This window comes from Bradyrhizobium sp. AZCC 1693 (assembly GCF_036924745.1).
Lineage (GTDB): Bacteria > Pseudomonadota > Alphaproteobacteria > Rhizobiales > Xanthobacteraceae > Bradyrhizobium.
This window is the reverse complement of record NZ_JAZHSD010000001.1, coordinates 5411409-5436862: the sequence shown is the minus strand read 5'-3', so window position 1 is coordinate 5436862 and position 25454 is coordinate 5411409. Positions and strand designations below refer to the sequence as shown.

Here is a 25454-nt window from a genome sequence, read left to right as displayed (position 1 = left end):
TCGCATTGCTGCACTCCGTTTCATTATTTTCGGAAGAACTAGATGTCGAAACTCGAGATGGTGTGGGCGGTATCAAAATCAGGGTTGCAAAAGGGACAAGGTGGACGGGCGCGCCTCCTAGCGCCTGGACGGCGTTGCCGGTGACCTGCGTTGGAAAATGTTCGAATAGCCGCGGGCCTGCGTCTGCCCGGCCGTTGTGGAGCTTTTCTTGCTGTGCGCAGCGACGGCATCCATGAATCTCTCCACGTCGGTGTAACTTCGCCTCGCGCCTCCATCGACGTTCTGGATGATATACTCGCCCAACGCCCGATAGGCTTCAAACTGAGATTCACCGAAAAACTGATCACCGGTCGGCTCATGGGGAAAAGCCGGGTTCGCTTCGGCATAGCTCCGCACCGAAGGGGGCTCCGTCCCCTGGTAGCTCGGCTTGATATAGAGCAGTCGGCCGACGGGAGCGCCAGCTTCCGGGTAAATGATTCGGGCCATCGCGAAATAGGTACCCGTAACCGGAGGATCCTTCCGTGCGGGAATTCGCAACGAGTCGAATTCGAGTTTCACATTGAGATCAATCGAAATCTTGCGGACGGCGTTGCCGAGGTCCTCGAAGGTGATACCGGGGTCGCATCCTGCGTCGCTGACCACGATGAAGCGGCATCGCCGCTGGATCATCTCGTAGAGGCCGAGATTCTCGAAATGACCGCCATCGGAGAGATAGACGTAGCTCCTCTTTTCCGTCGTCAGGCCGAGGGCCTCGATCAGGATGGGCCAAGCCGAGAAGCGCGGTCCCGATGCCTTGTAGATTTGCGCGCCAGCCGGCCCCGGATTGCCAAGCCATGCGCCCAGACGGACGTTGAAAAACGTCATCAGCACGCTCAGAGCCGACGACGAGTGGTATCCCATGTTCGGACTGACCGCAGCCCCCGAAATCGTCATCGCTGTTCCGAGACTGATACGGTCGCTGTATTCGCTGGCGCGACGATAGTATCCCTTCCAGTCGTCGAGCGCGCGCGCCCCCGCTGCGCGGGGAGTGAAGGTCATCGACATCGCCTTTCGTTCTTGCCATGCCAGTTCCGATGATTTCAGAACGTTCAACGAGCAGTTGACGACAAGGTATTGCGGAGGGATGCCGGCCTCATATTTGTTAGGCCACAGGTCGCAAAGATCTACATTGTCCTTTTCATCAAAACCGGTGAGCGGGTTGGCCTTCCTTTCGGCCTCCGCCCGGGAAGCGCCGAGAAACGCGCGTATCAGCCGGTTTCGATACAGCCCGTGCAGTGAGAAGCGGTTGGTATTTATCCTGTAGGATGCTCCCAGCAAGACGGTAAGGCAGATCGCCAATACAATCACCAGCCGCCAGAGCAAGCTCAGGCCCGATGCATAGGCAGTCAAACCGCCAATTCCCCACTGGGACACCTCCATTCCATACGACAGGGCATTCTTGGCAACCAGCCAATCGACCCCAGCCGACAAGAAACTAGTCGTGATAATCAGAAACACCGGCATGGCCACAGCGAGAATGGCGGCCGACGACCAATTTTTCCAGGTGTTGTAGCGTTCGCGGATGTTTGCAGCAGTCGCCGATGCCTTGCCAAGCCAGGCGACGATCACAGCCGTGACGCCGCCAGTGCCGCCAAGAGTCGGTAACAGCTTGTACCAATCCGGATCGTCGGCAAGATAAAAGATGCCGTAAGATCCGCCGAAAACCAGCAGCATCAGCAGCATCCAGGTCACCGCTGTGCGACCGTGATATCCCTCCGCTGTCGCCAGCCATTCGCGCTCACCGTCGCTCCATTTGGAGTCGCTGGTGAGACCGATATAGATCATCTCCCCAAGGAAGCTGGCGGCGATAACGATCAGCGGACCAAAGCAGAGAACAACAAATGCCCGCAGCGCAAAATTACACATGCCGGCAATCCAGTAGAAAGCCAGGCCAAGACCCATGCCGATTACAGCACCGGACAGCGTGAAGAGAATAACTGACCAGATTGCGTCGCCCGCTCTCACCCGCACGGTCGAGCGGGTTGATATCTCGGAAGGGTTCGGCGGCCTCGATACGAAGAATGCAATCATCCAGGCAATGAAGCTGACTGCCGCCACGATTCCCGCCGCGAACAGGATTGCATCGCCCAGCATCACACCTTGCGGCGCATCTTGCACCTCAACATTTGGGAAGAAAGCACCGTCGACTGGATGTGTTGCCAAGCAGTTCGAGATCCCTTTGCCGCTCTCCAGGAATTTCAACGAGGCAATGCTCGCAGCCAGGCCGGCGACGAGCATCGGCCACTTCTGCCAGATCTGGAATGCCTCGGGCTTTCTGTCTTGCCGGCTTTCCCAGCCTGGCCGCTGCCGAAGCGATTCCAGCGACGCCAATCCCATCACCGTGATAGCGAGCATCAGCGTTGACGAGATAATGAGCTGCGACCCGGGAAGCGCTCCAACTGCCGCGACATAGAATTTCGGAGCGATGATCACGCAGAGGACGAGCGGGACGATGATCAGCCAGTTCAGAAACAGGTTGCGAACGTACAGCGCAAGCACCGTGAGCGCATCGGCGGTGACCAGGCCGCGATCTGGGGTCAAATAGCTCGTGTAGCGACGAAGGTATTGCAAGGGTGACGTCTCGCCCGGCTTAAAATCGCCAACCAGGTCTTCGCAAACTGGACCGTACCCTTTGCGCTGAACCCATGCCGTGAGAAAGCTGCCCAGATAACCGCCGCCGGAAACCGTTGAGAGATAGTCGAACTGATACAGGACTTGCCGCTTGGCAAGGCCCTGCACCACGCCGAGCGCAAAAGCTGCACTGCGGATGCCGCCCCCGGAGAGACACAGCGCGGACAGGTTCTGGAGGCCGTGGGCTTTCCGACAATAGTCCTCCATTGTCGCGTCGGCACCCGGTACGCCTGCAGTCAGCGAGGCGGGCTCGGTGTATCCGTTGCCGGCGAGCACATTCCGCCGGAGTTCGATCGCGTTGAATTCGTCATGGAACACGTCACCAGCGTCGGCCAGGACGGTGGTGTCGGGCCCACCAATAGCATCCGCGACAAGGGCGGACGCCTTCTGTGCCGCTTCCCTTGATGCGGCAAGGCTCTCAGCCAGTCGACGCTTCAAGTCGTCCATGACAACTCATCGATCTCCGGAGGTTGTGAAGCGATACGATTTTTTCAGACTGCCATCCGGCACGAGCAGTCCCACTGATGGAGCGAAGCCGGATTGAAGGTTCGGCATTTCCGCCGAGCCAATGTCAAGCTGATCAACGATCTTTAATAAGACGCTCCTTTAATAAGACGCTCCACACTCGTTTTCTGAAGAAGGCCACCAGCAAATCTGTAATACCGACGGTTCTTCAACACCCTACCGTGACAACTAGACTTCATCAGCCAATTCGGCCCGCTAGTTGAGGCTCCAAATCTAAATCGTCAGGCCATGATTTCGCGCAGACGAAAGATGTGCGAGCCCTAGCGTGCGCTGTACTGAAAATCAAAACACGCTCAGCAATGCCTTTTTGCGCCTGCAACACGCCTCGCCGCTACTTTTCCCAGCAACTTTTCTCGACCAAATAGCCAAACGGGATCTTATTAGTATCACAACTCTTCATTGTATGGAGTTGCTGGGGGCTGTCAACCAGTGGGACCGGTTCAGGCTAACTCTCATTGTGGCTGGCCCATTGAATTAACGCTCCCGGAAAAATACACCAAGCCTGAAGGCTTCAACTAGTCCTGCGCGGGCAACCGCTTTACGTCGGGCAAGCGAAACAATCGATAGCCGACGACCTTGTCCTGAACGCTTTCCGAGGAAGCCACTGAGGTGGGCCGGTCAAGCGCTTGTAACAGGATGACGGGAGACAGGTCGATCGCCAGGCCGCGACGCTTAGAGCGAAACGCTTCAGGGGATCACTGTCTGTTTTCCGCCCAGGCCTCGAAATAGATATTGCTCGGGATATCCTGCAATGACTATGCTGAGCGGATTGATAAGCGGACTATTCGGAACACATCCGTCTTAATTTCGAAAACAAGTTTGCAATACAGCCGCAGTGCAGGTCCATCGAACAATATGATCGGCTGAGACCATACAATCATTTTGGGACACATCGGTTTGCAAGGACTGATTTCATGGGCGTTCTGATGTTTGACGAGCCCGGAAGCTTTCGCCTGTACCGCCGGCCAATCAGCCTTCGCACGAGCCGGCAGAGCATCGCGGACGTGACGTTACGAGAGCAGGCCCAGCCGGATCGAAGCGAGCGGAGAATGTCGACATGGTATCCAGTTAAACGGGCTTTGCAGCCCAGACGCTCAATCTTCGGCCACGCTCTGATTGGGTTTGTTTAGCATCGATGTCCAGCCCCTCGCTCCCTCGGCATTCGACAAATTCGATTGGCAACCATGCCGGTTCGATGGGGTCTCCAACTTCTTCCAATAATAAGGCTGTGTTTGAAGGCGGGGGATTTGCGGCCAACCTGCCGAAAGGCGGCGGCGCAATCCGGGGTATTGATGAAAAAATCAGTGTCGATGGCTATCGCGGCACGGCACGCCTAACGGTGCCTCTTCCAATCAATCCCGTCCGTGGCGGCATCGGCCCTGAACTATCAATGGACTACGAATCCGGCGCAGGCAACGGCCCGTTTGGCATCGCCTGGAGCGTGAACGCGCCAGCCATCGTCCGGCGCACGGACAAGGGTATCCCTCGTTACGCAGACGATATCGACTCCGACGGTTTCCTGGCGCCGGGAACCGACGAACTGGTGCGCGTCGCCGATGACCGTGGCAACGCGATCGTGCGGTATCACTCGCCCAATGGAAGCCTTCTGCCATCCGCTCCCGCTGCCGAACATTACGAAGTGCGTCCCTATCGTCCCCGCGTGGACAACGCGTTCAGCCGTATCGAATGGTGGCGCATGATCGCACCCCGGCCGGACGGCAGCCGCGCCTGCTCCAACAGCTTCTGGCGGATCATCAGCCGTACAAATGTCACCAGCCTGTACGGCTTCTCCTCTGGCTCGCAGCTACGCGCTGCAAACGATCCGGACGATGCGCCGCGCATATTTCAATGGCAGATCGAGCGTTCCTTTGACGATCGTGGAAACGCGGTTCAATACGAGTATTCCTCCGATGACGGCGAGCTGGCTAACCAGCCCTTCGCGTCGCCGCGCTATCTGGTTTCGGCGAAATACGGCAACCGGACTGCCTACGACCGCCGAAACTGGTTGAAAAAGCCTTTTCCGGCAGAGCCGCAGGCCGGCACCTCGCCCTGGCTATTCGAATTGGCGCTCGACTACGGACTCCCGATCGGGACGCCATCGAAAAACATTTCCGACCTGCTGGCTGGCGTCGAACAACCGGCCGACAAGGACAGACGTGTCGCCCCATCGGAAGGCCCGGTCCGGCCGGACAGTTTTGCTTCCTACCGAAGCGGTTTTGCGATCCGCACCCGCAGGCTCTGCCGCCGCATTCTTTCGTACCATCGCATTCCCGGCGGTTACGACGGACTCTGCCGCTCACTGGAGCTCACTTATGACGAGAATCCATATCTCTCGAAGCTGATCGCCATCACCCAGGTGGCGTGGGACGGCCCTGCCGGAAAAGCTTTTCCCCCGCTGCAGCTTTGCTACGCGGAGGTGCCAGACCTCGCCAAGGCGCGCGTTGAACGCCTGGCACCCGACGCGCTGCCGACATTGCGCGCCACGCTCGACCGGCCACGCTACGCCTTCATCGACCTCGACGCCGAAGGCGCGCCCGGTGCCCTGTTCCAGTCCTCGGGCGGCGCGTGGCTATTCGCGCGCAACAGCGGCGGGGGCCGCTTTACCGCACCCCAGCCGGTGGACTACCAGCCCGCGCTCGCCGGCGTAGCGGGAGCGAACGCCACGACGCCCGCGGTCACGCTGCTTGACCTCAACGGCAACGGCCTGCTCGACCTCGTCGAGTTCGGCCGGCCAAGCACCGGCTTTCGCGAACGTGCGAGCGACTACACCTGGGACCGTTTCATCCCCTTCACCAGCAGCCCGGCACTCAATCCCGACGATCCAAACGTGCGTTTCTTCGATCTCGATGGGGACGGGCTTTCCGACCTCGTGTGGTCCGAACAGGGCGCTTATTTCTGGCAGCGCTCACTCGGAGAGGCTGGCTTTGCCGCGCCGGAGCGTCTGACCTGGGCGAGCGAAGAAAAAAACGGGCCGCGTCTGTTGTTCGCAGACCGCAACAATACGGTCTATCTTGCCGACGTTTCCGGAGACGGCCTCACCGATCTGGTCCGCATCCGTAACGGCGAGGTCTGCTACTGGCCCAATCTCGGCCGCGGGCGGTTCGGTCCGCGGACCGCCCTCACCCTGCATGAGGAGGATGGTACCGACACCGGCGAGCAGGTCGCGTTCGACCGGTCCGAATTGTTCAGCGCAAGCCGCATTCGACTGCTCGATATCGACGGCACCGGCTCGACCGACCTGGCTTACCTCGGTGCGAACGGGCTGCGCTGCTGGCGCAACCAATCGGGTAACGGCTTCAGCCGCCCGGTTACGATTCCATTTCCGCCCGTCGACGATCCCGGCGCGGTGTCGGTCGTAGACCTGCTGGCGAACGGCACATCCTGCCTCGTCTTCGCGCCGGCCACGCCAGACCCCTCGGTTTCGATTCAATATCTGCATCTGGTCGGCGCGCAATCGGCGGATCCGCGCGTCCCGCCCGACACAAGCCGCGCGCAAAAGCCGCATCTGCTGGTCCGCCACACCAACAATCTCGGTGGCGAAACCTTCTTCCACTACACGACCTCGGCACAATTCTGCGTGCAGGACCGAGACAATGGCCAGCCCTGGGTCACCAAGCTCGGTTTCCCGGTGCAGGTCATAGAACGTGTGGAATACCGGGACCTCGTCACCGGCAAAATCCTGAGCAACAGCTACCGCTACCGGCACGGTCATTATGACGGCCAGGAGCGCGAATTTTGCGGTTTCGCCTTTGTCGAGCAACAAGATTCGGTGCGATACGAAGATTTTTCCGGGAGCGGAACCGCAGCCTTTGCTTCAGCGGCAGCGAACGCGGACGCCAAATTTCACCTTCCCCCGGCTGTCGTCCGCACCTGGTTTCACACCGGCGCGGTGCTGAAGGGCGAGACCCTCAGCCGACGGCTGGCGTCCGAGTATTTTTGCACCGACGCCGACGCCGCGCTGCTTCCCGACACCGCGCTGCCCGAGCTCCGCGAGGCCGAGACCCGCGAAGCCGTTCGTGCCCTCAAAGGCTCGATGCTGCGGCAGGAGGTTTACTCCGGCGAGGACGACGGGTCGGTCTTGCCCGGAGCATGGCCTTATACCGTGTCGGAACGAAACTACGTCGTTCGCCGCCTGCAAGCGACAGGAGCCAACCGGCATGCGGTGTTTCAGGTACATCCGGCGCAACAGATCGATTATCATTACGAGCAGCAGCCGGACGATCCCCGCATCGAGCACCAATTCACTCTGGAGGTCGATCAGTGGGGCAATGTGCTGCAGTCCGCCCATGCGGCGTACGGGCGGCGCGCTGCCGGCCTGATGCGCGATATCGCCTTCCTGAGCGAACAGGAACGGGAAATACAAGGCGCCACCTCGCTCGATTATTCGCTCAAGCGTTACACGGAAGCGATCGCCGACCCGATTTCTGATCCACTCGATCATCAGGCGGCCCTTCTCTGCGAAGCCATCGACTGCGAAATAACCGGCGTCCCTCCCACCGGTCCGAAAGGCTTCTATCAACCATCCGACCTGCGGGCGCTGCACAGCGCCACGGGCCTAGCCGAACTGCCGTATCAGGCCGCCGCAAGTGCCCCGGCGGCGCGCCGCCGGATCGAGCACAACCGCCTGCACTATTGGGACACGACGCAAGCCAAGGCCTTGCCACTCGGCCGCATCGCGATTCCGGCGCTGCCGCACCAGACCTTCAAGCTGGCGCTGACGCCGGACATGCTGAGCGGATTGGTTGCGGAAGCCGGCGAGCCGATCGATCCCGATCAGCTGATCCTGGCCGGTTACCGGCGGCGGCGGGATCTACCTTTCTCCCAATTCGCGGCGACAAGTACATGGCCGGACGATGCCGATGCCGAGAGCTGGTGGGCGCCTTCGCCGTTTCAGCAGCACGACGCCGCGGCATTTTTCGTGCCGATCCGGCATTTCGATTCATTCTATGCCACGACCACGCAACGCTTCGGCGTCGGCGCGCTGATGCCGGAGCGGGTCGTCGATCCCTTAGAAAACGAAACCCGGATCAAGAACGACTATCGTTTACTGCAACCGCAGCAGATCACGGATGCCAACGGCTCAGTCACCGAGCTGCGGTTTGACTTGCGCGGGATGGTGGCGGCAATGGCCTTACGCGGCAATGAACCCCGTCCGACCAAAGACAGTCTTGCCGGCATCAGCGCCAATCTGGCTGCTGCGGACGTCGAGAAATTCTTTGAGAACCCGACGCTGCTGGCTCAGCCCGGCTCCGGATCGATCGTCTCGATCCGCAATGCCACCTCGCGATTCGTCTACGACGTGTTCGCCGCCTGCAATGTGGAGCAGCCGGTCGGGGTATTCGCGCTGGATCCGGCCCCGGCCGGGCGAAAAATCCGGCCGGTCTGGGCCGCGACCCTGGCGCGCCAGTTTCACGTCGTGCAGGATGCGGACGCGCCGATCGAGATCGCGTTCGCCTATTCAAACGGATTCGGCGAAGTCGCACAAACCAAGCAACTGACCGCTCCCGGCCCGCTCGATCCGGCGGGTCCGGCTGGCACGCGCTGGATCGGCTCCGGCTGGCAAATTCACGACAACAAGAATTCGGTGGTGCGGCAATACGAACCCTTCTTCACCGCCACGCACGATTTTGAACGCGGCCGGATCGAAGGCGCGACCGTCACGACCCTTTACGATCCGCTGCAGCGGGTCAGGGCCACGCTGGTCCCGCATCGGGTATTACTGCCCTCCGGAGCGGTGGCACAGACCGCGCCGGTTGGCCACAGTTACGAGAAGCACATTCACCGCGCCTGGGGGGATACGACATGGGACGGAAACGACACCGTTTTGCTGGATCCGCTTGCCGATCCGGACGTCCGCGCCTTCTTTCGCAAACTGCCGCCGTCGGACTTCCAGCCGAGCTGGCACCAGCAGCGGATAGACCCCGCGCTGAATCGCGCTTCTTGGCCGGCGGACGAGCGACGGCAGCGCTGGGAACGCGAGGCCGCGCTATGCACTGCTGCGCATGCGGCGACACCCGCGCGTAACTTCCTCGATCCCCGCGGCCGTGTCTTCCTGTCCGTGGTGCACCATCGCCGCGAACTCGAAGGCCCCGACGAGTTCATGCACACCCGCACCGATTACGATATCGAGGGCAACCAGCGCGCCGTCGTCGACGCCATGCAGCGGCCGGTAATGCGCTGGGATTACTTTATGGTCGGCCTACCCTGGCGCTCGCACAGCATGGACGGCGGAAAACGGCTGATGCTCGCCGCGGTCGACGGCAAGCCGGTTCTCGAATGGGACGCGATGAATCGTCGCATCGTCCACGAATTCGACAGCCTGCGCCGCCCGATCAAGGTGCGGGTTCGAGAAGCCGGCAGCGAACACATCCGCGAGTCCTATGCTTACGGCGAAAGCCTCGGAGATGGGGCCGCCCGCTATCTGAGAGGCCGGCTGCACCAGCAACAAGACGACGCCGGAACGTTGACGATCTCCCGTTACGACTGGCATGGTCAGCCGGTCAGCACCGCGCGCGCGTTCGCATTGGACGGCAATACCGTCCGCTCGCGAGAAGACAGTTTCGATGCCCAGTCGCGCCTGGTCCGATCGGCTTGCGATTCTGCCACGGTATCGCGCAAATATTCGACGTCGGGACAGCTGATTGAGGTGGCGTCATCGCCCGGCGGCACGGTGGTGGCCGGCATCGAATATCGCCCCTCCGGCCAGCGCGCCCTGCTCCGGCACAGCGGCGAAGGCCCCGGCATCCGCTACGTGTTCGATTCCCTGACCGGGCGGCTGCATTTCCAGCAGGCCAGGGAGTTTCAGTACCTCCATCATGTCTTCGATCCCGTCGGCAGCATCACGCATATTGCGGATGACAGCCTCGATGTGGAGTTTTACGCGGGCCAGCGCATCGAGCCGCTTCAGCAATTCACCTATGACTCGCTTTATCGACTCGCCACCGCCAGCGGCCGGGAGCATTGCAGCCGCACCTCGGGCACCTGGAATGAGCGGTTCGCCGACGGCTCGCCGTTCGACCTCGGCGCCCATCCGAACGACCAGCACGCTTTCCGCAATTATTCGGAGACCTATCACTATGACTCCGTCGGCAATCTGCTGCGTCAGCGCCATGTCGCGGGCTCGGGCAGCTGGACCCGCAGCTTCGACGTCGAAATCCTGAACAACCGGCTGCGCAACGTCAGCGTCGGCGCCCTCAACGTCGAAACCCTTCAGTATGACGACCACGGCAATGTCGTTCGCATGGCCCATCTCTCCAGCCTGGCGTGGGATTGCCGCGACCGCCTGGTTTCAGCCGTGCGCGGCGGCGACCGCAGCCGCTTTGCCTATGACGCGGCGGGCCAGCGCGCGGCGAAGTCGGAGCCGCGCGGGACGCGCTGCTATTTCGGCGAGTTCGAATTCTTCTCGACTGGTTTGGCGACGCACTCCTCGGTGATCCGCGACGGCGCCGGTATCCTTGCGATCGTCGACCATGCCGGCGGCGGCAACGCGCAGGTGCGGCTGCAGCTTCCCAATCACCTTGGTTCATGCGGCGTCGAGATCGACCGCGCCTCGGGCGACCTGATCGCGCGCGAGGAGTTTTATCCCTATGGCGGGACGAGTTTCCAAGCGCCGACTTCCGGCGCTGCCGCCCGGCGCTATCGCTTCACAGCCAAGGAGCGCGATGAATCGACGGGACTGAATTATCACGGCGCGAGGTATTATGCGCCGTGGCTGGGGAGATGGATATCGACGGATCCGATCGCCACAAACGATGGCCCCAACCAGTACTCTTACGTCGGCAATAATCCCACTTGCAACGTTGATCCCACAGGCCAATTCGAGAGTAAGCCCGATTCATATGAGTCCAAGCCCGACGCACGTCGTGCGCTGGCTCAAGCGGAAGGCTCCACCACCAAAGGATCCGTGGGGGCGCCAGGCTTCAAGGAATCCTTGATTCCAGTGTGGGGATCAGGACGCGAATCAATCAATCACCTTCAAGAGGGCCATTATGCAAAAAGTGCGTTTTGGGGCGTGTTAGCCATCACCGACGTATTTCTAGTTAAGTCCTTAGTCACGCGGAGCAGGAAAAATACTGCTGCGTGGCGGTGCCAAGTTATTGGGCCGCGAGGCGGCGCAACTCTCGTTGCACAGCTCACCTGAGCTTGCGAAGACGGTTGTTCCCAAACTGGCCGAAGGTAGTGCCGCAATTACAGAATCCCGATGGTTCACTCCCGGCGTGAATGTTTTTCGAGAGGGCGACTGGTACGTCAAGACAGTAGATCCAGCGGCAGGATTCTTTCGAAGACAGTGGGGCCGTCTTTCAATAGAGAGCCAAGCCCAAGGACTCTCAAAACTCGGCGACATCGGAGTTGACTTCACCATGCGTGAAGGAGCGTTGTGGACTCGAAGCGCCGGGGAGACGATGAGCAAGGCGAATGGTTTATTCTGGCAACGATACGCGCAGGGTTCGTGGCGCATGGGTACTTTGCTGAATGATCTTAGACTCCGAAACATAGGAGCAGGCGGGATGATATTCGACCCTGCGTGGGATCCGTTTGTGAAATCGCTGATTCACGGAGAGATCTACGGCGCCAAAGCACTAACGGAGCGTCTCTGGAATCCTAAAGATTAGGTAGGCGGCTCTTGTAATTCAGGCTTGACGGGACGCTCGCGTCTCGGGCCTAATTCGACTTTAGGCCGCATTGCGCGGAAATCTCAACCGAGTGGGGGCTCGGTCGCATTTTAGCCCCCGGCGTTTAATGGGGCTGTCTCATGCCTGTGCCTCCTGCCTTTCTGCAGTTCTTCATTTATCTCGAAGACCAGACCAACAAGACCGCGACGGACCAGTTGGGTCCCGTCAGCGTCGAATTCTTCGAGCGGAAGATCGACGGTGCCGACGAACTACTCCAGGTGCGTGTCGCAGGTGCCGGAGCCTACGCGGCCAGCCTTGCGGTCTCCGGTGCGACCCAGTCATTCAAAAACGAGGACCCGCTTGCCAACATCGCCGGGGCAGCGGGAGGCAGCGGCATTCTTGAGGCCAAATGGAAGCCGTGGGCTGAGGTCTGGACCGAATACACACCGATTCCACCTCTGCCTGGACCACTACTTCCGCAACAGCATAGCCGCGACCGCAAGCGTATCGAGGTGCAGCGCTCCGCCCAGCAGGGAAATTTCGACCTTTATCTGGTCGTTAGGAGAACGATCAAAGGCGTCGCCTGGGAGATCGGGCGCTCGGAACTGTTTCGAAATTGCAAGGACGATCTTTCGGACCTGAGTCCGCCTGGACAGGAGAGCGCGGTCTGGATCAGCGTCCCCAGCATAGGCCAAGAGCGTCGGCCGCTCACCGCCGGTGCCGCCGGCCAAATCGAGTACGAGCGGGTTCGCAGCCAAGCCGAGACAATCCTGGCCGACGAAGGAACCACGCTGAGCCGTCTCTCGGAGGAGGCCGTCGAAGAACTGGCGGCGCAATCGGTGGGTGGACTCGACTCCATCGGTCTGCCGCCGGACTCTCCGGCGAAAAAACTCTACGACCCCGCCTCGAACACCATGCATGACCTCAAGCAGCATGGCCTGCGGCTTGCCAGGGAGGCTGAAGCCCAGCAGCGCAAGGCCGGAATCGAGCAGGGAACGCGGGATCGGACGGCGCTGGTTGCAGCGCTCAAGACCGGGCTGGAATGCCAGCAATGGACGAGCGACGACCTGAAGACGGGGCCCAGCGACGCCAAGGCCGACCGCTTTCACTGGTGGGTCCCGATCGACCCGGCGGCCTGGAAACCAGGCGACCCGGACAGCGTCATCCGCGTCGAGGTCGTGTCCATTCCCGACAAGACGCTGGCCGTGCCCGCGGCCTACTTCTATGCGGTATCGCGCGACCTGGAGTCCCACACGCCTTCCCTGGAACGCTATAACCTCGCGGCAGGCGCCATTGAAGATAACCTTCGTGCAAAATTCCGACGGGCGCAGATCAGGAAATTGATCGGCACCGAGCACAACTCGATAACGGACCGCGCGGTGAGCACTGGCTCACTGCTCAATCATCGCCTGGCCGCGCGCAGACTGCATGGCCTACCTCGGCTCGATCTCGACGGCAAGCCCGAGCCGGGAAGCGACAACGAAGCTATCGAGCGCCACTATGTCGACTGCAAGGACCTGTTTGACGATTGGCTTTCGGCCGACATGCCGGATGAACAATACTGGCGAAAGGAATTAGCAAAGCTCGGCCCTGCCGCCGACAAGAACAGATTTCAGCACCTCGGCATCGTGCTTCGGGCCGCGTGCGCCGGCATTGCAAAGCCCGGCGCTGCGACCGATTTCGCCGCCTATCTGGAAGCCGATCCAGTCTGGGGCGCCATCATGAGTACGAACGATCTAAAGGCGAAGACCGAAAAAGAGTGGCGCGACTTCTTTGTGCAATATTGGGGCGCCGGAGTCGACGATCAGGCCGGTCGCGAACAGTGGCAGAAGCTTATCCGCAGCGCGCGGCGTTATTTCAGCACACCGCTGAGCGCGGCCGCAACGGCTCCGACGTTCGTCGCCCACAGCTTTGCGGCTGCGACACCCGGCGTCGAGGCGTTGAAGCAGTTCTTCGATACAGACCCTTTTAAGTTTAAGCCGACGACGACGGTTCACGACATCAACCAGCTACAGACAACGCCCGACGTCATCCAGCACCTGACCATCCTGCACTTCCTCTATCGTGTCGTCGGGTCCGGGGCTTCCAATCTCGTCCCGAAAATGGAGGCGCTGTATTTCCGCGGCTTCGTCGACCCATGGCCGATCGCGCGCCTGACCCAGGCGCAATTCCGCGCGGCGCTGATCGGTACCCTAGCCTATGACGACGCCGACGCCATCTACCATGAGGCCGTTGCGCTGACGACGGTAGCAGTACCCCCTCCGCGCGAGTATCCTGAACCGTTGGATGACGATCGCGACAAGGACGGGGCGACCGCGCGGGTCTTCCGGCCCGTCAACCACGACGGTCTGCTGACCGATTGCATTCCGCCCGATCATCTCTCGCCGTTCGGACCCGCCGCCTACGCAAGTTCCCTGCTGAGGATGCCTCACCCGGTTGGCCTCAATTCGCTCGGGGATGCCATTGCCGACAGGCGTGGCAGACTTGCCGAGCTCGAGGTGACGGCGGCGAACACGTTTGCGCCTGTCCCGGTAATCGATCTCGTGAACGAGGCGCTGGAGGGCCTCGTCAGCAACGTCGATCCGGATATCGATGCCCATCCCAACGGCGGGCTGCCGCCGGGCGCAACACCCGCCATCTTCCAGACCTCCGGCAATTTGTCCGCAAAGCAACTCGCGGCCGTGCCGGAACACTCAACGCCTTCCTCTCCCGACGAAGCGGCGGCCCTTGCACGGCAGAAGGCCGCGTACGACCGGCTCAGGGAGGATTTTTCCTCGTTCGAACGTCCCTATCACCAGCCGCTGGATGTCACCCGCAGCTATCTCGAGCACATGGGCACCAAGCGCTACGAGACGATGCGGACCTTTCGCAGGGATATTCACGAGTTCGTCAAGCAACCGCAGGACATGGCTAACCCGAAGGCGTTCACCCCCTTCCTGCCGCCGGAGTTCGACAGCCAGACCCATTTGCGGCGCTACCCGGTCCGCATCGACACCGCGCGCGAATACCTGAAGATCAGCGAGGAAGAGCACCGCGAAGTCTTCACCGAGGCCCTTGGCAAATCGCGGCAGAAGCTTTGGCAGTTCTGGGGCTATCCTTCGAAGAACAGTACTGGTCACAACGACACGCCGGAGCTGGCCGACTGGCTGGATGCGCTTCCGGAAGTATTCCAGGAAGCGACACGGCTTCCGAAACCTCGACCGGCGGGAGTGCGCCGGCTGGCGGCGTTCCTCAAGCGAAGCGGCCTCAGCTATGCCGAGTTTCGCGACCTGGTTGCCTGCAACTTCGTTCCGATCGCCGTGCAGCCGGGGCTGCCTGAGGAAGAGCCGTGCGATATCGGCGCCTACACTATTGACTTTGCCCCGCTCGACACCGGCATCGCACTCGAACGCCTGGCGGTTTTCCTGCGGCTGCGGCGGCTGCTCCGGAAGCTGCCGCACACCGGCTATTCGTTCGAGAGCATCACAAACCGCCTGAGCAGAGCGCGCCAGCAGATGCTCGGCTGGGGAGCGACCCGGGCTTCCGTCACAACCGTCGAGAACGCCGTCGAGGGATTCATCGCCGTGTTCGAGGCCGCCGGGACCAAACCTATCGCTCCGGAAAAACGAGCCGCAGATCACGACGCCGTCGTGGCATCATTTCGGGATCTGCCCGCCGCATACGCCAAGTTCGACCCGGCAGGCACTTCGCTGAATGACCTCCAGACGCGATTGGACAGACTGGTCGTCTCCAGCAACGCCCTAGTGACCGATGAGATCAGGGACCTGGCGCGGCGCATCCTGGCCAGTCTCGCCGCCGGGCAAGCCGCTCGAAGCGGCTTCCACAACATCACCAACCAGACCAAGTGGCTCGCCGACGGCATCACCGATGGAACGACGCGGCAAGCCCTGATGCAGCTGGTGCGCGAGCTGCGGGTCAGCATCGCCGATTTCTCCGACAACCTCGATTTTCTCCCGCACCTCGCCGACTCCATCGTCAAGCTTCATGATTTGCTGCCGGTGACTGGAACAACCGTCATCAAGAACGCCAAGGCGCAGGCCGCCGACGTTCTGCCCTACCTGCATGCCGCTCCGGATCTGAAGGCCGCCACAACGACCGCCAGCCAGCGGCTAGAAGCTGCCATCGTGAGCTGGGCGCCAACCGCAGGCACGCCGGACGACCATATCAAGGAAAAGCTGAAGACCCTGACCGACGCCTTGCAGAACGAACTCGGGCGGCTTCGCCTGTTTCCCGCTGCCTCAAAGCTGATGCGCGCTTTCCGGCACGATCTGTGCGAGCCGCGACAGGCAGACTTCAATCCGGCAATCGTCGCGGCCAGCGAGAAATTCCTGACCGAATTCAATGCCGAAAAGTTACAGGACGAAATCTGCGATACGCTTGCTCCGATCAGAACAAAGATCGACTCACTGCCGGCGGCGTTCATCGGCGCTGCCACCGCCCGCACGGCCCTCGAAACCCTGGTCGACCTGATCGACGCCGAGCCCCAGGACGGCGCCTTTGCCGGGCCGCTTGCACAAGCCGGCAGCTCGATGGCGTGGTGGGCCCGGCAGGCCGCCAGGGATTATTCATTTCTTTCCCTGAAGCAGGTCTGCGATGTGCTCGGCCTCTACCGGGATCAGCCCGCGCCGGCGCCGCCCGGCACCATCAACAGCGATTTCATCCGGCAGCTTGCCGCGATGCAGATGCTGCGCGACGACTATGCGCTGTGTCTCATCGACGTGCTGCCGCTTTGGTTGCTTGCGCCCGGAGGCGCCGATGATCCTCTTACCACCCAAGCCAAGAAGGACCTCGCCGCCGTCATCCAGGAGCGGGCGAACTGCCTGCGCAGGGCGCCGAAATCCCGACCGTTATTGGCCGATCATTTCAGCGAAATCGCCGACCTGACCAGCCTGCGCACCGACGCGGGCAACGACAACTATCCGGCCTTTCTGCAGCCGACCCATACGCTGCGTTTTGTCGAAGCCTGCTTCAAGGTCGCGCACTCGGAATTCAGCGTCGCCGAACTCGCGTTTCTCTATCTCAACCGGCACCATGTGGCCTTCGAGGACGATCCGTTCCATGTCGAGGACGATCAAGATGCCCTCGACCGGCAACCGTTCGCCGACAAATTCTCCGCCTGTACCGACGCATCGATGCTGCGTCTGCAGGGGCTGCTTCGCGGCGCTTCCTACGGCTCGATCCTGCCGGCCCGGCCGGATGGAATGGCCTCCGACGGCAAGCCTTCCTGGGACAAGGCCGGCGGCGAACGAAAAACGCTGGAGAGCACGTTCAAATTTGCGGAAGCCGACCTGAAGCGGCTCGATCGCGCGTTCACAGCCGCGCGCCAGCCTGATGGGCTCTGGCCCGTGCCGAATGGAGACCACGGGCTCGATCAGATCTGGACCAAGCTGGCGGGGTATTTGACCAAGCTTGGCTACACCGGGCCCCGTGCGCTCGCCGACCTCGATGCACTCAAGAACCTGCTCACGGCCGACAATCCGAAATTCACCAGCTACCTGCCGGAGCCGAAAGTTACCCGGTTCCTTAAACCGCCGACGGTCCCCAAGAAATACGATTTCAAATTGCCCTTCACCTACGATCCCGCGGGCAACAAACTCGGGATCGAGGGGTTGCTGACGCCGGAGCAGATCCTTGCGGAGGTGACGCGATTCAAGACGTCGGACGGAAAAGACCTCGACGCTTGCTCCGATGAAGAGGTGGCGGCGATTCGCGATCTCTACGAGCAACCACGCCGTACGTTGGCGCGCTTCGCCCTGATCCTGCCGGACCAGCGCGAGGCGGCGCGCCGGCTGCTGACGCCGACAAAAGCGGCCGAACGCATGAAGGTGTTCGTGCGCTATTATTTCATCTTCCTTCGCCAGTATTTTGTAACGACCGATCATCTGGCCGCTCACGTTCTGCAACGCGAACCCGACAAGGGGGCCGATGTCGAACTGGACGATCTCTCCGCCACCGCGCGCTACCTGTTGCTGCATCACATTGAGGCGGATGAGAACTGGAAGGACAACACCGGCGCCAACTACTATGAGACCAACCCGAATGCCAAGGCGATAGCGGGGATTCTCGGCCTGCGCGGCACCGGCATCTGGTCGGAATTCTCGTCGCTCAAGCCGCCCGGAAAGTATACCGATGCGTATGATCAGCGCTTTGACAAGTATGTCGCCACGAAAGATTACCGGAAGCTGCCGCAACCTCCGCCTGGAGGCAATTTTCCGGTGTTCCCGAATATCGATGCTCTATCTCCGACCTATCCGTTGGTTCGTGAAATTTCCGGCTCCCTGAATTACCTGGATCACCCAAACGATGAGTTTGGAGATCCGGTCGGGCAGAATACCAACGACTGGCTTTACAATGCGCCGAAGCCGCTGCGGGTACCGGAACCGATCGACCACATCTTCGGTCTGCCTAATCCGCTCCCCAACGGTGAAAAATCCGTCGAGTTGAGAAGGGGCTACCAGATACGAATAGCCGATCCTGAAATCAAATCCAGGAGCTATGGCGGGGCGGTCCCCTACCTGGTGCACTGGAGAGGAAGACTGCAGGTTGCGACTGCCGGCGAGCACCGCTTTGTCGTCTGTTTCAAGCTTCCCTCAGAAGGAGAAAAGGGGCCGCTCGGGGCCACGTCCATTACCAACCTTACCGACAACGCTATGCGCATCGAGATCAAAAAAGGTGCAACGATAGTGCTGACAAGGGAGGTAATCCCCGAGCATGGCAGCACGACGGTCTCCGACGTGCTGAAGAAATTCGGTGGCGATAAGGATGGGACCTTTCACACAGGTCCCGTCACCGCCCCCTTGGAGCCAGGGCACTATGACATCGAGCTCAAATTTGTTGATTACTCGGTTGATCCCTCCGTGTTCGAGGTCAGTAAGGGGCCGGGCGAGAGCAAGGACAGGCATGTCGCTTGGATCGGTGTCTTCGTCGAGTCGCCGGAAGTTTCGCCGCTAGTCTCGCCGCAATCCAGCAAGATTGCCTCATCGCGTAAACTGCCGAAAAATCCGCCGCAAGGAGAATCAGGCAGCACGACCTTCGTGGAGCAGCTGGCGCAATCGCTGTTCATTCCCTTCAAGGAACCGCATGATTTCGACAAGAACCACGAACCATTCTTCTATCCCGAACCCTATTATTTCAGCTCGATCCGCGATATCCGCCGCAGCTATCAGCGCGCCTTCAAGGCGCTGCTGTTCTGCCACCGATTCCACCTGTCCCGCGACGAAGTCGCGTTCCTGCTGAGCCGGGGCATCGACTTCCGCGGCATTGCGTTTACCCGGGAGTCCGGAGCCTGGGATTCGCGGAAGCTGAATTTCGATTTCAACCAGTGGAGCGTGGGCGACGCGTTCCACCCGCGCGCCGAAGGCGAAGACGTGCGTCAGTATCCGGAAACGCATTTGGCGGCGCGCGTCTGGCCGCTGTTCGACCAATGGGAACGCTTTCACGACTATGTGCAGATCCGGGCCGAGGTCGCCGGCGCGGAAGCGCCGCTGTGGAATCTGTTCCGCGACGCGACCGACCCGGCCGTGCCGCCGACCGCGGAAGAACTGGTCCGGCTTCGCCTCGGCCTGACCAGGGATGTGTCCGCCGATACCCTGCTCTATACCACCGACACCAACCCCGATTTTCCGGTTACCGACAAGGTGGCGCTCAAGACCGAGGAATGGCCGATCCGGATCTGGCAGTCGGCGCAATGGCAAAACGCCAAGCTGCGGCGGTTCGCCGCCGCCCCCGACGTGCCGCCGGTTGGATATCGCGATTGGGCCAGGTTTGCGCCGGACGTCGCCTCGTTGCGCGATTACATCAATGCGGCCTATCTGGAGAATGGCGCAGTCCACCGCTATGCCAATCTGGAGCAGTTGAACGCACCTTTACGCGAGAGTGGCCGGGCCGCATTGGTGGGATATCTCACCTCGCTCGATCGCTGCTCCTTTCCACAAGCCGCGGGCGCGGCTCCGTTTGCCCGTTCGGCCCGCGACCTCGCCGAGCGGCTACTCATCGATATCGAAGCAGGCACATGCGCCGCGACGCCGCGGATCGAGGAGGCCTGCGCGGCGTTGCGCGCCTTCGTCCAACGGCTGCGCCTCGGACTGGAAGCAGTCGCGCCCGACGACATCGGCCGTGACTTCCTCGAAGCCTGGGATCTACGGCTGGCGGAGTACCGCCGCTGGGAGGCATGGCAATACCAGGCCGCCTATCCCGAGAATTATCGTGAGACCTATTTGATCGGCCAAGCGGCCGCGACTGAGACATTCCAGTTTCTGGAGCGGCAGCTTCCCGAACTGAGCGTGACGGCAGACGAGAACTGGGCGGATCCCGCTCCGCCGCTCCTGCCGGCCATCCCCGGCTTGATCCGATGGGGCGACAGACTGCCATCAATGGTTCAGGCGCTGCCCGCTCAACCGCAGGGCTATCGAAAGCTCGGCACGCGCGAGCGCACCGCGAGCCGTACCGCCGTCAGCATCGACCCGGCGAAAAACTCGACGACCATCCGCGAAACCAATTCGATGCGGTTACTGACCCAGACACCGCTGGAAATGGATGGCAGATTTATTCGCCTGCAATGCAGCACATCGATCTGGCAAGACGATTTCTACTTCTGGCTGGTCGATGGTGCTGCGTACGATCAAACCTCGCAAGATGCGGCCTGGGACTGGGAGCGACCTCGGCAACCTGCCGAATATTACGATTATCTTGCGGGAATTCCGTCGAATCTGTTGGCGTGGGGAAAGAAAAAGACGGCACGGCTGGCATGGTGCAGGGTGCGCGACGGCGTCGAGGAGGATGTCCGGATCTCGGACTACGGCATGCCGCTGGATCAAGGCGGCGAACTCAAGTTCGAGAAGCGGGAGAGCGACCTGCTCGTGTTCGAAGTCGTCGGCGCGGCGAATTCCAGTCAGCGGTTCGTCTACGATCCGGCTGACAATTTCGTTCACATCTTGACCGCCTGGACGGTCACGGCAGCGCCGAATGCCGGCGGCCTGTCGTCGTTCCCGCATTTCATCGCCACCGCGCCGGGCGCGCCCGCCGGGCCCGCGACGTTCCACGCCCCGATACTTCTCGTGCAGAAGCATCTGCGCCTGCAGGATCGCGGCGATGCGGCGAGAGAGTGGCTGGAATTCCTGCACAAGCCGCTTGCGCGCTCTAACGGGTGGCTCGACCCCGAGGGTGTTGCACTTCGTCCCAACGCCCGAATCCTGTTGCTGAACTGGCTGGAGAACGTCCTCGACATCGGCGAATCGCAACTTGCCGGCCAGAGCCTCGCAACCACCGAACTGTCGCGTGAGACGCTGGCTCTGGCGCGCAAGGTGCTCGGCGAGCGGCCGCGGAGAATAAAGCACGCGGAACTCACCGACCCCGTCCCGCTCGCCGGGTTCCTGCCCGAAGCGCCAGCGCTGAACCGTCGCCTCGTTCTGCTTTGGGATCGGGCCGATCGGCTCGCGACGGAGATACAGCGTTGTGAAAACAGCCGGCAGATCCGCGACGCTCGCACGCAGTCGTCGCTGGTCCGATCTCCGGGCACGCCGCCGGCCTACGGCTATGGCCGGCTCGGCGACGGCTGGAGGTGGCGTGCCGCTTACGACGAACCGCAGCTCGATCACGACGAGTGGCTGATACCTCCGCCGCACTACCGGTTCAATTTCCTGCTGCAGAAAGCGCTGGAACTCTGCGCCGAGGCGAGAGGATTTGGCGGACTGCTGATGTCCGCATTCGAAAAAGGTGATGCCGAAGAGCTGGCCTTGTTGCGTTCCAAGCACGAGGTGCAAATCAACCGCCTGCTACTCGATGTACGCCGCTCGCAGTGGCGCGAGGCGGACTGGCAGCTGCAGGCGCTGCAGAAGGCCCGTGAAATACTGGAGCTCAAGAAGCAGCATCTCGAGCATCTCATCCGCGTCGGATATAATTCCGACGAGAGGTCCTACTTCGCGAACATGCAGCAGGCCGAATTTCTTACGCTTGGAACGGAGCTGTTCGAAGCGATGGCACAGATACTTCTACTGGTGCCCGAGGTCTATGTCGGGGTCTGCTCGATGGTAAAGGTCGTGAGCGGTCAGAAGCTCGCGGCAGGCGCCAAAATCGGAGCCAGTCTCCTGCACATGTTCGCAACCGCGAGCAGCATGGAAGCCTCGATGGACTCCACCAGGGGATCGTTCGCGCGCCGCGAGGAAGAATGGCGGCATCAGGTGGAGGTCCTGAAGATCGAACTTGAACAGGTGCGACGGCAGATTTTGGCCGCCGACCGAAGGCAGGACATTGCCTTGCGTGAGCTGAATATCCATCAGGATAACGTCCAGAATTCGGAGGAACTACAGCGCTTCCAGCGAGGCAAGTTCACCAACGCCGAGCATCATGTCTGGGTCCAGAACAGGCTCGCGGGGCTCTATCGCGGAATGTTCGAGGTGGCCGTAGCGGCCGCGCAGGACGCCGAGAGCGCCTTCCGCTACGAGCGTCATTACGCATCCTCGAATTTCCTGGCCGACGTCGCCTGGAGCAATTACCGGGAAGGGATGATGTCCGGGGAGCAAATGCTGATGGCGCTGCGCCGCATGGAGCAGGCTTACCTGCAGCAGAACGTTCGCGAGCACGAATTGAGCAAGAGCATCTCGCTGCGCCTGTGCGCACCGGAGGCGCTCGTCAGCCTGCGGCTGACCGGCAGTTGCGAGGTCGATCTTCCGGAGTGGATGTTCGACCTGGAACTGCCCGGGCATTACCGGCGTCGAATCAAGAACGTCGCGATGAGCGTCCTCTGCGCCACCGGACCGTACCAGACCGTTAATTCGAAACTGACGCTTTTATCCGACGCCGTCCGGCTGTCTCCCCATGTCCACCCAGAATACCCGGAGCAGGTCGCGCTGGCGGGCGACCCGCGCTTTATCCGGCGCTACGCCGCACACCAATCGATCGTCACCACTTCAGCCCAGAACGACACAGGCTTGTTCGAGACCAATCTGCGCGACGAGCGATATCTGCCGTTCGAGGGCGCCGGAATGATCAGCCGCTGGCGTATCGAGATCGATCCGGCCGCAAATCAGTTTGATCCGGATTCGCTGACCGATGTCGTGCTGCATTTCCGCTACACCGCCGTGGACGGCGGATCCGAGTTGCGCGATCACGCCCAGGCCGCGGCGCGGCGGAATCTCCCGACGGCGGGAAATCCGGCTACCAGATACCTGGATGTCCGGCACGACTTCCCGGCGCAATGGATCAATCTCCATGAGGACGATACCGACAAGATCTCCGTACAAATCGTGCGCGACATGTTCCCCTGGAGCCGCAACAGCGAGAACCTCGTCGTCGACGGTCTGGAAATATTTCTGAAACCAGTGGCGGAGCGGACGCTGCCGCCGATCCTGCAGGTCCGGGCGAACGGCCAGCTTTCGGAAATCATGCTGATCGACCATGCTTACGGGCCGGTTTACCACGGCAAGCTGTCTCTCTCCTCACCGCTGGTTCAGAACGGCGCCGAGAGCTCCTTTGTCGAACTGCAAATCAGCGCACCCGGCGACGGGGCGGTTCCGCGGCCCGACGTCCTGCTGGTTCCCTTGAAGTACTTTTTTGCGCGGCCGGAGCGGGAGATCACGCCTTGCGATCGCTTTGCTTCGCTTGGCCTCTCCTGACGATCCGAGACTTCATGTCGTGATTTCAGCGAAAATCGCCGGAATTTCTTTCTCGAAGACGCTTGCCGAAAACTGACACTTGAAATGACTGCAACACCAAACCGAGATAGCGAAGCAGCAAGGGGGACCGAATGGACGCATTGACGCGAGTTCAGATTGTCTGGACGGAGACCAGGGATTTACGAGTGCCGGCAGGTGGAGACCCGGCTACGCTTTCTACGCTTCGGCGAAACGTCGCTGCGATCGCCAATGAGTCGGAGAAGACCTTTTCGCGGTTCGAGCCCATTCCCGCTCGGGACGATGATCTCTTCGGGCCCGATGTCGTCGATTGCGCTGCCGCGGCCGAGGCGTCGCCATCCGGCGGATTAAAGAATCTGCGCCTAATTTTATGGCCCAGCGCGGACGGCAAGACGCTCAGCAAGGACGACCTCGCGCCACCCGCACCATGGAATTCCGCTCCGCCTGAAACACTGGAGCTGATCGGACGCTTTACGGTTGACGGCCACGACGTATCGGCCTTTTCAAGAATGGTCGGTGAAAACGAAGATGCGCCGCGCTTCGTCTCGATCGTTACTGGAACAGGATTGCCGCCGGATACCGGGGTTTACGTTCCACGCGAGAAGCCGCGCAGGAAGGTGGACCCGAAGCTAAGTCGGATTGCATTCTGGTGCACCATGGCCACCGTGGGGTTTTTCGCCGTGGCCTGTATTTGGTCCCTGAGCATCGGCAATCTGACACGCTCGGCGCAGAACCTCTTTGCCGTCTCTGCAGCCGGACCGCTGTGCCCGACCACAATTGACCCTGCCAACCCAGGTACGCTTTATGGCGCGCCCCGCGCCTGGCTCCCCACGGCAACCGACAACGGTGCCTGTCTGAAGGCCTGGCAAGCCGCTACCGTGACGGCGCTGGATGCGACCAACCGGGATTGGTGGTCCCGGGTCAAGGGATGGCTGACCAGTTGGACCGTGTCGGATTCCGGTCGAGCATTCTCGTTGCGGATGCCGATGCTCCTCATGATGGCAACGATCACACTGCTCGCTGTCGCGGCCGGGCTCGGCGTCGTGGGGCGACCTCTCGGGCTGTTCATCGACAAACGCAATCGGATGAGCCTCACCCGGATTCAGTTCGCCATCTGGCTTGTAATTCTCATGGGAGCTCTCACTACCTATGCGATGTTCAATATCGGATTCTGGGCCGAGGACCTGAACCGCATCCACGAAGGTCTCGCCTATATGGCGAATGCGGGAAAGACAGACCAGAAACTGACAGGCTGGTCCGACAAGTTGTCCAATCTACTGGAATACATGCCCAGGATGGACCTTGCCTTATGGGGACTGATTGGGATTTCCGGCGGAACAACCATCGTGTCGAGCTTCATAACGCAACCGGGTACGCCCAGCGCTCCTACCACCGCCGGGACGATGATTCCTCCGCGAAGGACGCGCATCCTCTCCAATCCGGATCCGAAGGATGCAGAGCTCGCCGACCTCGTCTATGGCGAAACGGCCGAGGACGAGGGCGTCGTCGATTCGACGAGAGTGCAGGCTGTTGTGGTCACGGGCGTGCTTGCCGCAATTTACATCAATCTCGCCCTCGAAGCAGCCGAGCGGATCGGTGGATTGACGTCAGCAGAAGCAGTCAATGCTGGAACGCAGATTTTTGCGAGCATGCCGCCCGCAGGTGCCACTTTTCTATGGTTGCTGGGAATTAGCCACGGCGCGTTACTGGGAGGAAAGCTGATCGGGGCTTACAAAGGAGGTGGCACTTAATTCTTGGCACATCGCTTTTCGGTTGAACAGCCGATCGGCTATGCGACGTTGGCATTAATTTTGAGGATAAGCAGTCGCACCGAACAGGTGTTATGGAATATCGATGCGAACGAATCGATTAGGTTTTTTCACTCTTGATAACATATCGCACGGCCTGCATTCGACGGACCGGTCCTCTCACGAGGCCTCTTCAGCTTGCTTGGGCAATCTTTAGTTGAGAACGCTCCGCGGCCTGCTTGACCGATCAAAATGCGTGGGAAATGCTC

5 protein-coding genes are annotated in these 25454 nt (G+C 60.9%); 4 read left to right on the top strand and 1 reads right to left on the bottom strand.

Going from position 1 to position 25454, the window contains the following annotated elements; translation table 11 throughout:
- Positions 1–117: 117 nt before the first annotated feature.
- Positions 118–3117 (bottom strand): patatin-like phospholipase family protein, encoded by a 3000-nt coding sequence (locus tag V1293_RS25765; protein ID WP_334513297.1) that lies wholly within the window; start codon positions 3115–3117, stop codon positions 118–120.
- A gap of 1213 nt (positions 3118–4330) precedes the next feature.
- Here V1293_RS25765 and V1293_RS25760 point away from each other — a divergent pair.
- From V1293_RS25760 to V1293_RS25745, 4 genes are all read left to right on the top strand, one after another.
- Entirely contained in the window at positions 4331–11335 is a 7005-nt protein-coding gene (locus V1293_RS25760) for a SpvB/TcaC N-terminal domain-containing protein (RefSeq protein ID WP_334513294.1), read from the top strand.
- A complete protein-coding gene (locus tag V1293_RS25755; RefSeq protein ID WP_334513292.1) occupies positions 11292–11807 on the top strand; it encodes a hypothetical protein in 516 nt (171 codons plus the stop codon). The genes V1293_RS25760 and V1293_RS25755 overlap by 44 nt, the downstream gene beginning before the upstream one ends.
- A 140-nt stretch (positions 11808–11947) precedes the next feature.
- Positions 11948–23419 carry a neuraminidase-like domain-containing protein gene (locus V1293_RS25750; protein ID WP_334513291.1) on the top strand — a complete coding sequence of 3824 codons (11472 nt, stop codon included), beginning with the start codon at positions 11948–11950 and terminating at the stop codon, positions 23417–23419.
- Positions 23420–23550: 131 nt separating this feature from the next.
- Complete coding sequence (locus tag V1293_RS25745; protein WP_334513289.1) at positions 23551–25188, top strand: hypothetical protein; 1638 nt, start codon at positions 23551–23553, stop codon at positions 25186–25188.
- Positions 25189–25454 lie beyond the last annotated feature (266 nt).

What these genes read in the sequence shown, in the direction of transcription:
- V1293_RS25765 (WP_334513297.1), bottom strand. Translation starts at nt 3,117, where the DNA reads ATGGACGACTTGAAGCGTCGACTGGCTGAGAGCCTTGCCGCATCAAGG.
- V1293_RS25760 (WP_334513294.1), top strand. Translation starts at nt 4,331, where the DNA reads ATGTCCAGCCCCTCGCTCCCTCGGCATTCGACAAATTCGATTGGCAAC.
- V1293_RS25750 (WP_334513291.1), top strand. Translation starts at nt 11,948, where the DNA reads ATGCCTGTGCCTCCTGCCTTTCTGCAGTTCTTCATTTATCTCGAAGAC.
- V1293_RS25745 (WP_334513289.1), top strand. Translation starts at nt 23,551, where the DNA reads ATGGACGCATTGACGCGAGTTCAGATTGTCTGGACGGAGACCAGGGAT.